Source organism: Pseudomonas sp. R37(2017) (assembly GCF_002113375.1).
Lineage (GTDB): Bacteria > Pseudomonadota > Gammaproteobacteria > Pseudomonadales > Pseudomonadaceae > Aquipseudomonas.
In genome coordinates, this window is the sequence record NZ_NEHO01000036.1 from 1 (window position 1) to 10,932 (window position 10,932).

The 10,932-nt window shown below is 62.4% G+C and carries 10 protein-coding genes and 1 pseudogene; 4 read left to right on the forward strand and 7 right to left on the reverse strand.

What is annotated here, in order from left to right; translation table 11 throughout:
- From CAG47_RS28515 to CAG47_RS27360, 3 genes and pseudogenes are all read left to right on the forward strand, one after another.
- A pseudogene (locus tag CAG47_RS28515) lies at nt 1-111 on the forward strand (dolichol-phosphate mannosyltransferase); the annotation flags it as partial.
- Entirely contained in the window at nt 108-386 is a 279-nt protein-coding gene (locus tag CAG47_RS27355; RefSeq protein ID WP_085729405.1) for a lipid-A-disaccharide synthase N-terminal domain-containing protein, read from the forward strand. The pseudogene CAG47_RS28515 and the gene CAG47_RS27355, both read left to right, overlap by 4 nt.
- Before the next feature lie 2 nt (nt 387-388).
- Complete coding sequence (locus CAG47_RS27360) at nt 389-1,936, forward strand: glycosyltransferase family 39 protein (protein ID WP_085729406.1); 1,548 nt, start codon at nt 389-391, stop codon at nt 1,934-1,936.
- A gap of 212 nt (nt 1,937-2,148) precedes the next feature.
- Here the strand turns inward: CAG47_RS27360 and CAG47_RS27365 are convergent, their stop codons facing one another.
- The 7 genes from CAG47_RS27365 to CAG47_RS27395 form a co-directional block, all read right to left on the reverse strand.
- Nucleotides 2,149-3,180, reverse strand: coding sequence for an NAD(P)-dependent alcohol dehydrogenase (locus CAG47_RS27365; protein ID WP_085729407.1), 1,032 nt, complete (start codon nt 3,178-3,180; stop codon nt 2,149-2,151).
- Nucleotides 3,181-3,268: 88 nt separating this feature from the next.
- Nucleotides 3,269-4,036: a metallophosphoesterase gene (locus CAG47_RS27370; RefSeq protein WP_085729408.1), complete on the reverse strand. Its 768-nt coding sequence runs from the start codon at nt 4,034-4,036 to the stop codon at nt 3,269-3,271.
- Nucleotides 4,037-4,258: 222 nt separating this feature from the next.
- Nucleotides 4,259-5,731 (reverse strand): aldehyde dehydrogenase family protein, encoded by a 1,473-nt coding sequence (locus CAG47_RS27375; RefSeq protein WP_085729409.1) that lies wholly within the window; start codon nt 5,729-5,731, stop codon nt 4,259-4,261.
- Nucleotides 5,724-6,551, reverse strand: coding sequence for an ABC transporter permease (locus CAG47_RS27380; RefSeq protein WP_085729413.1), 828 nt, complete (start codon nt 6,549-6,551; stop codon nt 5,724-5,726). The genes CAG47_RS27375 and CAG47_RS27380 overlap by 8 nt, the downstream gene beginning before the upstream one ends.
- 1 nt (nt 6,552) lies before the next feature.
- Nucleotides 6,553-7,470, reverse strand: coding sequence for an ABC transporter permease (locus CAG47_RS27385; RefSeq protein WP_085729410.1), 918 nt, complete (start codon nt 7,468-7,470; stop codon nt 6,553-6,555).
- A gap of 31 nt (nt 7,471-7,501) precedes the next feature.
- Entirely contained in the window at nt 7,502-8,644 is a 1,143-nt protein-coding gene (locus tag CAG47_RS27390) for a PotD/PotF family extracellular solute-binding protein (RefSeq protein ID WP_085729411.1), read from the reverse strand.
- A gap of 39 nt (nt 8,645-8,683) precedes the next feature.
- Nucleotides 8,684-9,799 (reverse strand): ABC transporter ATP-binding protein, encoded by a 1,116-nt coding sequence (locus CAG47_RS27395; RefSeq protein WP_085729414.1) that lies wholly within the window; start codon nt 9,797-9,799, stop codon nt 8,684-8,686.
- A 585-nt stretch (nt 9,800-10,384) separates the two neighbouring features.
- Here CAG47_RS27395 and CAG47_RS27400 point away from each other — a divergent pair.
- Nucleotides 10,385-10,732 (forward strand): DUF6124 family protein, encoded by a 348-nt coding sequence (locus CAG47_RS27400; protein WP_085729412.1) that lies wholly within the window; start codon nt 10,385-10,387, stop codon nt 10,730-10,732.
- The last annotated feature ends 200 nt before the right edge of the window (nt 10,733-10,932 follow it).

Below are 10,932 nucleotides of genomic sequence, written 5' to 3' on the forward strand. Positions count from 1 at the left end.
AAATACGGCAACCTCGACCGCGCGCTGGTGGGCATCCTCGATCTGTTCGGGGTCTGGTGGCTGATCAAGCGCACGCGGCTGAACACCATTGCCCAGGAGCTCGAAGGATGATGCTGACCCGTGAAACCCTGTGGTTGCTGGTCGGCTTTGCGGGGCAGGTTGCCTTTACCGGGCGGTTTGTCCTGCAGTGGCTGTACAGCGAGTACAAGAAACGCAGCGTGATCCCGACCAACTTCTGGTACCTGAGCATTGTCGGCAGCACCTTGCTGCTGGCCTACGCCATTTACCGCCAGGACCCGGTGTTCATCGTCGGCCAGGCTTTTGGCTCCATCGTCTATTTTCGCAACCTGCAATTGATTGCCAAAAGCAGAAGCGTAAAGGAATGACCATGCGTAGATCGTTGTCGCCCAGGGTCGAATGCCTGGGCCTGATGCTGCTTGCCCTGTTGTTGATCGGTGCGGGCATGGGCCTGCGTCAGGCACAGAATGTGGATGAAGAGCGTTTCCTCGGCGTCGCGCTGGAGATGCTGCAAAACGGCTCTTGGCTGATCCCGCACCGGGCCGCCGAGATCTACGGCGACAAACCGCCGATTTTCATGTGGACAGTGGCGTTCTTCACCTGGTTGACCGGCAAGCCCAACATCGCCCTTTATATCCCGGGGCTGTTTTCGGCCGTGACGGTCACGGCGATGGTTTATGACCTGGGTCGTCGCCTGTGGACCCAGCGTACCGGTCGCAACGCCGCGCTGTTGTATCTGGCGACGTACCAGACCTACAGCATCCTGCGTACCGGCCAGATCGACAGCTTTCTGATTCTGTTCACCTCCCTGGGCCTGTACGGTCTGGCGCGCCACCTGCTGCTGGGACCGGCGTGGCGCTGGTTCTACGCGGGATGCGCGGCCATGGGCATTGGCGTAATCACCAAAGGCGTGGGTTTCCTGCCGGCGCTGATGCTGATTCCGTACGCCTATGGGGTTCGCAAAGGTTGGCCCGGCGTGGTGGCCATGCCCGGCGAGGCGCGCAAGTGGTTGCTCGGTTTGGCCGTGATGCTCGCGGCGATTGCGATCTGGCTGCTGCCTCTGGCGTTGTCCATTGCGCTCAATGGTTCCGCAGACGAAATCGCCTATGCACGGGAGATCCTCCTGCGCCAGACCGCAGGGCGTTATGCCGCCGCGTGGCATCACCGCGAGCCGTTCTGGTACTTCTTCACCAACGTGATTCCGCAGTACTGGCTACCGTTGGTGCTGGTGCTGCCATGGCTGGTGCCCGCCTGGCGTCGGCAGATGCAAAAACGCGACGGCCGGGTCCTGGTGTTGCTCGGTTGGGTGGTGCTGGTGGTGCTGTTTTTCTGCATCAGTACTGGCAAGCGCAAGCTGTATATCTACCCGGCGCTGCCCGGGCTGGTACTGGTGGCCGCGCCGTTGATCCCGTGGCTGCTCAAGCGCTGGTTCAAACGGCACCCGCGTTTGCGCCGGGTGTTCCCGGTCCTGGTGGCGACCTGGTTCGCGTTGTGGTTCGCCCGTGGATTCATCGAACCGCTCAAGGAGGGCACCAACATCGATCAGGTGCTCATGACCCAGGCTGCGACCATGACCCGGGGCGCCGATCTGGTGCTGGTCAACTGGGAGGAGGGGCACTGGTTGTTCGCCCGCCAACCGATCGTGCATTTCGGCATGGACTATTCGACCATTGAAAAGGCTGCGCTGTATCTGCGTGAACATCCCCAGGCCTATGCACTGGTGCCGGATGACGTGCTGAACCAGTGCTTCAAACCCGAAGCGGCCCGTGAGCTGGGGGAAAACTCCCGGGCGAACTGGTCGATCGTGGGCGCGGATGCCGACAACGGCAAATGCCTGCCACAAGAGGCCGGCAAGGCCTATCGGTTCACCTGGAACGATCCGCACATGCCAGCGGCTGTTCAGGCGACCAATCCTTGAGGGTATGTTCGACTGCTCTGCTCTTGTGTAGGAGCGGGTGCCCGCTTGCGGCATGCTCGCGATGGCGGTGTGTCAGGCAACATCGATGTTGAATGTGCCGGCCTCATCGCGAGCATGCTCGCTCCTACAGGGAGGGGGGGCGGGACATCCCCAAGCGCAGCGCAAGAGCATTACGCATGAACAAGCAGCCCTTTCTCTTCGTTCGTCGCCTGTCACTGACTGGCGTCCAGCACCACGCGGTAGCGCGCCTTGCCACTGCGCAAATGATCGATGGCTTCGTTGATCCGACTCATGGGAAACATCTCGACCTGCGGCAGGATCTGATGGCGGGCGCAGAATTCCAGCATCATCGCGGTGTTTGCCGGTGAGCCGACCGGTGAGGCGGACAAGACTTTTTGCTGGGGAATCAGGTTGAACACGTGCACCGGTATGGCGTCGGGCACGACGCCGACAAAGTGCAGGCGCCCCTTGCCGCGCAGGGTGGCGAGCATGGCGGTCCAGTCGAGGTTGGCGTTGGCGGTGACCAGGAGAAAATCCAGGGTGCCGGCAATGGCGTTGAGCGCATCGGTATCGGTCGAGGCGACCACCTTGTGCGCACCCAGGCGCCTGGCTTCGTCCTGCTTGCTCAACGATGAGGTGAACGCCGTGACTTCGCAGCCCCAGGCATTGAGCAAGCGCAGCGCCAGGTGACCGAGGCCGCCGATACCCACCACGCCGACCCGGTCGGTCGGCTTGATGCCGAACTCCACCAGCGGGTTGAACACGGTCGAGCCGGCACAGAACAAGGGGCCGGCCATCGCCGGATCGAGCCCGTCCGGGATTGGCAGGGCCCAGGCCCAATGCGCGCGCATGCGGTCGGCAAAGCCGCCGTTGCTGCCGATGATGGTCGGTTGCACCGTGCGGCACAGGTTATGCGAGCCTTCGATGCACGACGTGCAATGCATGCAACTGCCCTTGTACCAACCGATGCCCACCCGTTGCCCCAGTTCCAGGCCACGCACCTGGGCGCCGACCCGCACAACGCGGCCGACCACCTCGTGGCCGGGAATGAACGGGTAGTGGCTGATGCCCCAGTCGTTGTCGATCAGCGACTGGTCGGAGTGGCAGACGCCGCAATATTCCACCGCGACTTCCACCTCATCGCTGGCCAACGGACCGGGATCGTAGCTGTAGCGTTCCAGTGGCGCGCCCGCTGCGGTGGCGGCCCAGCCGGTAAACGTGGTGAGTTCGCTGCTGTCGCTCATGGGATACCTCCAGATCAGAAGTCAGGGGTCGTGGCCGCTCGGGTGCAGCGGCGGAGCGAGGAAAGTGTAGCGGGTTGCCGGCGTTGCTTCAGAGCTTCAGATCAATCACCAGGGCCGCATCGAAATCAGGGTTTTCGTTGATGCCATTCCTGGCATAGCCCCGGGGGTTGCAGACCACACGGGTGTTGCCCACCCGATAATCGAAGCTGCCATGGGTGTGGCCATGCAGCCACAGTGCCGGCTGCCAATGTTTGATCCGGGCTTCGAGATCCGAGACAAAACTTGAGTTGATCGGCGAATCGGCAAACGTCGGGCTGATGCTCGACCGAGTCGGAGCGAAGTGGGATACCACCACTGTGGGCGTGCTGCTGTCGCGGGTGAAGCAATCTTCCAGCCAGGCGACCGTCTGCATGAACACCAACTGGGAAATGGCTGGTGTGAACAGGTCTGGAAAGTCGGGGGCGATCTTGATGTGGCTGAAGTCACGGATCAGTCGGGACGCCATATCGATGCCCAGCGCCCGATCCTCGGGGCTGTCGAGCAGACGATAGTCGGACCATAACGTGCAACCGAGAAAACGCACGCCATCGTGGACGTACTCCGAACGTTCCAGTATGTGGATCCGGGTGCCTTGCGCCAGGCTGTTCAACTGTTCGTAGGTGGAGACCAGGTCACTGCCATAAAACTCGTGATTGCCCGCCACGTACAGCAGCGGAACCGGGCAGGCCCTGGCCCACTCGATGGCCTTGGCCGGCCGGGCGATGTCCCCGGCGAGCACGACGATATCGGCCTCCACGGCGGGAAAGGGGACCGCGTTGACGGACAGGTGCATGTCGGACAGCAAGGCAATGCGCATTGAATTACTCCGGCTTGACTTGAAGGGCAGGCCGTTCAAATTACCCGTTGACAGCCCGTTGTCACAAGCCTCCTGGTCAGCAATACGGGTGTACGCCAATGCGGTGCTCCCAGCCGATCTAATGTGGGAGCGAGCCTGCTCGCGAAGAGGCCGGTACATCCAATAGAGATGTCGACTGACCTGATGCCTTCGCGAGCAGGCTCGCTCCCACAGTCGACCTGTTTACTTCAAATACCACCCCCACGGCTGGTCGCTGACGTACTCGGTGACCTGCTTGACCTCCAGGTAATTGTGCAGCCCCCATTGCCCCAGTTCCCGGCCGATGCCGCTGTGTTTCATGCCGCCCCAGGGCGCTTCGACGAAGGTCGGTTGCGAGCAGTTGACCCAAACGATGCCGGCACGCAGTTGGTTGGCGACCCGGGCGGTGCGCTGCAGGTCGGCGCTCATCACGGCGGCGGCCAGGCCGAAGCGGCTGGCGTTGGCCATTTGCACCGCTTGCTCTTCGGTCTTGAAACGCTTGATGCACAAGACCGGACCGAACACCTCTTCGCGCCACAAAATGCTGCTGTGACCGGGCTCATCGAAAATCGTCGGTTCAACGAAATAACCCTCGGCCAGGTGCGCCGGGCGCCGTCCGCCGCTGAGCAAACGGGCGCCGCTGGCCAGGCCCTGGTCGATGAAGCCGAGCACCTTGTCGTACTGGCCCTGGCTGACCAGCGGCCCGAGCAGCACGCCGGGTTGCATGCCCGGGCCAATGCTGATCTTGCGGGTTTCTTCGACCAGCCGTTCGATCAGGCGTGGGGCGATGCTTTCCTGCACCAGCAGACGTGACGTGGCGCTGCACACCTGGCCCTGGTTCCAGAAAATCCCGAACAGGATCCACTCCACGGCGGCGTCGACGTCGGCGTCATCGAACACGATGAAGGCCGACTTGCCGCCCAGTTCCAGGCTGATGTTCTTGATGTCCCGCGCCGCCGCCGACATGATTTTCGCCCCGGTGGGCACGCTGCCGGTGAAGGCCAGTTTGTCCACCCCGGGGTGCTCGGTGAGCGGGCTGCCGGCGTCGGCGCCGAGGCCGGTGACCAGGTTCAATACCCCGGCGGGCAAGCCGATACGATCCGCGGCGGCCGCCAGCTCCAGGGCGGTCAGTGGCGTCAGTTCGGACGGTTTCAACACCACCGTGGCCCCGGCGGCCAAAGCAGGAGCGACTTTCCACGCGGCCATCAGCAGCGGGTAGTTCCACGGAATGATTTGCCCGGCGACGCCAATGGGTTCGTGGCGAATGCGGCAGCGAAAGCGCTCATCCGGCAGAGCCAGCGGTTGGTCCTGTTGCTGATCCAGTTCGCGGGCCAGACCGGCGTAGAAACGAAAGCAGGCGATGGCATCACCCACATCCCACTGCGCTTCGGGCAAGGGTTTGCCGTTGTCGCGCACTTCCAGTTCCGCCAGCGCCTGCTGGCTACTGTCCAGCTCATTGGCCAGTGCTTCCAGCCACTGTGCGCGTTCGGCGCCGCTGGTCTGGCTCCAGCCATTGTCGAAGGCGTGACGGGCCGCACGCACGGCATGGTCGATGTCCTCTTCGGTGCCTGCCGCCACGCGGTGGAAGACGTGTTCCGTGGCCGGGTCGATCACGTCCAGATAGCCGCCCAGGTCCGGGCTGACCCATTCGCCGTTGATGTAAAGCTGATCACGCATGGTGCGACTCCTGGACGCCGGTGCGGCGGTTTTGCAGATGGCGGGAAGTGAACAGCAGGGCCAGCGACACGCAGATGATCACCGTGGATATCGCGTTGATCTCAGGCGTCACGCCGCGGCGGATGGAGGAAAAGATGTAGATCGGCAGCGTCGTTTCGGAGCCGGCGACGAAGAACGCGATGATGAAATCGTCGAAGCTGAAGGTGAAGGCCAGCAGGAACCCGGCCATGATTGCTGGGCTGATCTGCGGCAGGGTCACCCGCCAGAAGGTGTCCATCGGTGGCGCGTACAGGTCGGCAGACGCTTCGAGCAAGGCCTTGTCCAGCGATTCGACACGGCTGCGCACGATTACCATCACCAGGGCCATGGTGAACAGCGAGTGCGCGGCGATCACAGTGAAGAATCCCATGTTCAGCTTCGGCACCGTCGGCAGCCAGTTCGCCAGCAATGGGTTGAGCAGGTCGAACAGGCTGATGAACGCAATCAGCGTCGAGATGCCGATGACGATGCCCGGCACGATGATCGCGCAATAGGTCAGGGCATCGAACAGCAGGCGCACCTTGGCGCCACAGCGCTGCAAGCCGAACACCGCCAGGGTGCCGAACAGCGTGGCGATCAGCGCGGAACTTGCGGCGATCAGCGCGCTGTTGCCCAGGGCTTCCATGATGAACGGGTTGCCGAAGGCGGTGCCGAACCACTGCACCGAGCAGCACTGGAAGGCCAGGCCGCTGCGTCCGGCGTTGAAACTGAACAGCACGATCAAGGCAATCGGCGCGTAGAGAAACAGGTACAGCGAGGTCGAATAGCTGCGCAGCCACATGTCACAGGCCTCCGTCGGCAGGGCGGCCGCCATAGCGCGCCACCAGTTTCAAGTACACGCCGATGATCAGCAGCATCATCGCCACCAGCGTCATGGCCAGCGCACTGCCGAACGGCCAGTTGCGCGATTGCAGGAACAGGTCGACCAGCGCGTTGCCGACGAAGAACACCTTGCCGCCGCCGAGAATGGCCGGGATCAGGAACTCGCCCATCAACAGGATGAACACCAGCATCACCCCGGTGATGATTCCCGGCGCGGACAGTGGAAGGGTGATGCGGCGAAAGCTTTCGAAGGCGCTGGCGCCAAGGTCGGCGGACGCTTCAAGCAAGCGCTTGTCGAGTTTTTCCAGGCTGACGTAGATCGGGAACACCATCAGCGGCAGGTAGCCGTAGACGATGCCGATCAGCACCGCCCACGGTGTGTTGATCAGCCGCACATCCTCAAGACCGAAGCTGGCCAGCAACGCCGGAATGCCCTTGCCGCTGAGGAGGAAAATCCACGCGTAGGTGCGGATCAGGAAACTGGTCCAGAACGGCACGATCACCAGGGTCAGCAACAGCGAACGGTTCCTGGTGACCTTGACCGCGAGGAAGTACGCCAGCGGATAGGCCGCCACCAGGCACACCAGGGTGCCCAGCGGCGCCAGCATCAGCGTGTTGCTGAACGCCGCGCCGCGAGAACCGAGGTTCAGGTAGTTGGCCAGGGTGAAGCCACCGGCGTAACCGCCCACGGCGCTGCGCTCGCCGAAACTGAAAACCAGGATGATCACCAGCGGCATCAATAACAGCAGCAGGAACCACAGGGTCGAAGGCAAGAGCATCAGCAGGGTGATGCGCCGGCCGAGGCTGCGCCGCTGGCGAACCTCGACCGACAGGGCATGGCCCGGCTGCACCGTTTGCGGGTGGGCGGCGGCATTCATGGGGGACTCCTCATTGGCCATGGTCAGGCGATCAGGCGGACTTGAAACGCGCCATCAGTTCGGCGCGCGCCGGGCTGGTCAGCGTTGCGGCGGCACCAAACTCCAACGGGCTCAGGGCCTCGGCGGCCGGGTACATGATCGGATCGTCGAGCATCGCCACCGGCAGCAGCGCGTCGACACGCTTGTCGCCGCTCGGGTAGCCGTGGCTCAGCACTTCCAGCTTGTTGTGCTGTGGGTCGAGCAGGTAGTTGATGAAGGCGTAGGCGGCATCCTTGTGCTCCGAGCTTTTGGGAATCGCGAAGAAGTCGCTCCACAGCTCGCCACCTTCCTTGCCCAGTTCGAACTGCATTTGCGCGTTGTCGCGGTGCAATTGCGAGGCGTCGCCGGTCCAGGACATCGCCAGCCAGGCATCGCCGCTGCGCATCGACGGCTGGATGTCGGAGTTGATCGCGAACAGGTGTGGCTTGACCTCGACCAGCAGCTTTTCCGCGTCGGCCAGTTCTTTCGGGTCCAGGGAGTTGAAGCTGTAGCCGAAGCTCTTCAGGGCGTTGCCGATGGCGGTCAACTGGTAGTCGTGGACCATCGTCCGGCCACTGGCGGGGCCTTGGGCGGCGGCCCAGAATTCCTTCCAACTGGAAGGGCCGTTTTTCAGTTTGCCGGTGTCGTAGAGCATGCCGGTGGTGCCCCAGTTTTTCGGCACCGCGTAGACCTTGCCGTCCACCGTGCCCTGGGCCATGAATTTCTGCTGGAACGCCGAGGCGTCGAAGTTGGGCAGGCGCGACAGGTCCAGCGGCTCGATCAGCCCGAGGCCGACATAGGTGCTGATGGTGTAGTTGGTCGGCACCAGCACGTCCCAACCGCTGCCGCCGGCCTGCAGTTTGGCGAGCATTTCTTCGTTGGAACCGAACACGCTCATCGACACCCGGGCGCCGGTGGTCTTGCCAAACGCGTCGAGGTTTTCCTGGCTGTGGTAATTCGGCCAGGTCGCCAGCGACAGGCGATCACCCAGCTTGGCCTGCTCGGCCGCCTCGGCGCTGGACGTCAGCAGGCCGGGCATGTTGGTCGCGACCACGGCGGCGGCAATGCCCAGGCCGGTGCGACCAAGGAACTCGCGGCGACTGATCGAGCCGTTCTGCCAGCTGCGCAGGGTTTTTATAAAAGTCTTCTGGTCCATAGCACGCTCCACATCCGGTTGATGAAACGAATCGATGATTTACAGCGCCATGGCCAGGCCATTGGCGTGATCCCAGCCGACGCGAACCGCTGCGCCGTGTTCGAATGCATTGGCGCCGTGGTCCTGATGGCGCGGCACCCGCACGCACACCACGCCGAAGGCTTGGGTGCGCACGCGGTATTCGGTGGAATTGCCCAGGTAGATACGATCTTCGACGCAGCCCGGCAGCTTCACTTCGCGGCTCATTTCGGTGTCGGCGCCGGCAATGCTGATCAGCTCCGGGCGCACGGCGATGCAACCGGCCGCGTTGGCGCTCAGGCCTTTACCCGTAGGTGTCAGCGGGCTGGTCAGCTCCAGCCCTTGCTCGGTGCGCAGCACCACCGAATGGCCGTTGAGTTGGCGCACGGTGCCGTCGAACAGGTTGGACTCACCGATGAAATCAGCCACGTAGCGACTGGCCGGAGCTTCGTAGAGCCGCTCCGGGGTGGCGGTCTGGATGATCGAGCCGCTGTGCATCACGCTGATGCTGTCACTCATCGACAGAGCTTCTTCCTGGTCGTGGGTGACCAGCACGAAGGTGATGCCGACCTCCCGTTGCAGGCGCAGCAGTTCCGATTGCATCTCCTTGCGCAACTTGCGATCCAGCGCGGCCAGCGGCTCGTCGAGCAGCAGCACCGTCGGCTTGTTGACCAGGGCGCGGGCGAGGGCGACGCGCTGTTGCTGACCACCGGAAAGCTCGCTCGGCTTGCGCTGGCCGAAGCCGCTCAGGCGCACCATCTCCAGCGCTTCATCGGCCATGCGCAGTTGCTGTTTTTTGTCCGGGCGGGGCGTGCGATAGCGCAAGCCATAGGCAATGTTTTGCGCCACGGTCAGGTGCGGGAACAGCGCGTAATGTTGGAACACCATGTTCACCGGCCGCTCGAAGGCCGGCACACCGGCGACGTTTCTACCCGCCAGACGGACCTCGCCGCTGGTGGGCTGCTCGAAGCCGGCGATCATGCGCAGGGTGGTGGTCTTGCCACAACCCGAGCCGCCGAGAAAGGAATGAAACGAGCCACGCCGCACCGCGAAATCCAGACCGCTGACGGCCTGCACCTCGCCATAGCGTTTGACCACATTGCAGAATTCGATATCGCTTGGCGGGGTGTTGTTCACGAGACGGGCTCCCTTGCAGTGATGAATCAGTGCGTCGGGGGCCAAACTAGCAATCGGGGTTTTGCGGTGTATATATCCCTTGGGGGATAGGAACAGCTTGCTGTAGGAGCGGGTGCCCGCTTGCGGTACGCTCGCGATGAACGCAAGAGCGCCGCCAATCATCCAGTAATCACGCATGATCGTTAACGACCATCGTCAGAACGCCGCCCGGAGCGAGCGCTTACACAAAATTCAGATGCGTGTTTAAAAACACCCGGAGTTACTTCGTGAAGGCTACACCACCTTGCGTCGTTGCCTACAGGTACGCCAGAATCCGCCGGCTTGTGTGTCTAGAACGTGGATTTTATTGTTCCCCGTCGCTGAAAACAGCGATCGGGTTTGGTAGCCCGAGTTCGTTCTAGGCGCATTACGCCACCTTGATGCAGTCATTTTTTTGGGCTGTGTTTTTTATGGTGGTCATGCGCGGGGCTCCCTTGCGGGCGCCGGGTTCTAGTGCGACCGGTCTACCAACCCGCGTATGGCCGCCACCCTTCGTTTGGTAGCGAGGGTGATGGCTCCTTACTATTCGCGCTAGAGGTTCATTCCATGTTCAAGGTCACGCCCAATCCGCCCGACACCGATCCGGAATCCCCGTCCGAAAGCCTCGATTCAAACAAACTCAACGAAGCCGCCGAGCATTCGCTCAACCCCGGCCCCTGCATCATGGCCACCCCGCGCAAGCCCGGCACGATGTTCATCGTCAATCCCGAACTCAATACCGAAACCCTGCTGGTGCACGCCTGCGAGTCGCTGGCATCGGCCAATGTCATGGCCAACGATCTGGTGGATCATCTGGAGGGGACGAGCCGCAATGCGCTGTTGGGTATTGCGCAGGTGATCATGTTGGGGGAACTGGCGGTGAATCGGGCGCTGGATCGGCTTGATCCGCCCTGACCACAATCTCCAGATCACCGACAGACCTGTGTGCGAGCAAGCTCGCGATGGCGGTGTGTCAGGCAACATCGATGTTGAATGTGCCGGCCTCATCGCGAGCTTGCTCGCTCCTACATCTATGGTTACCCCCTTTTCTGCAATACTGTTTTTGATGTTGTGTTTGGCTTGCTTTCATCTATCCGGCGTCTGAGTGGGGGTGT

Bases quoted from the DNA above. Each gene is read 5' to 3' on its own strand.
- CAG47_RS27355 (WP_085729405.1), top strand. From the start codon at position 108: ATGATGCTGACCCGTGAAACCCTGTGGTTGCTGGTCGGCTTTGCGGGG.
- CAG47_RS27360 (WP_085729406.1), top strand. From the start codon at position 389: ATGCGTAGATCGTTGTCGCCCAGGGTCGAATGCCTGGGCCTGATGCTG.
- CAG47_RS27365 (WP_085729407.1), bottom strand. From the start codon at position 3,180: ATGAGCGACAGCAGCGAACTCACCACGTTTACCGGCTGGGCCGCCACC.
- CAG47_RS27370 (WP_085729408.1), bottom strand. From the start codon at position 4,036: ATGCGCATTGCCTTGCTGTCCGACATGCACCTGTCCGTCAACGCGGTC.
- CAG47_RS27375 (WP_085729409.1), bottom strand. From the start codon at position 5,731: ATGCGTGATCAGCTTTACATCAACGGCGAATGGGTCAGCCCGGACCTG.
- CAG47_RS27380 (WP_085729413.1), bottom strand. From the start codon at position 6,551: ATGTGGCTGCGCAGCTATTCGACCTCGCTGTACCTGTTTCTCTACGCG.
- CAG47_RS27385 (WP_085729410.1), bottom strand. From the start codon at position 7,470: ATGAATGCCGCCGCCCACCCGCAAACGGTGCAGCCGGGCCATGCCCTG.
- CAG47_RS27390 (WP_085729411.1), bottom strand. From the start codon at position 8,644: ATGGACCAGAAGACTTTTATAAAAACCCTGCGCAGCTGGCAGAACGGC.
- CAG47_RS27400 (WP_085729412.1), top strand. From the start codon at position 10,385: ATGTTCAAGGTCACGCCCAATCCGCCCGACACCGATCCGGAATCCCCG.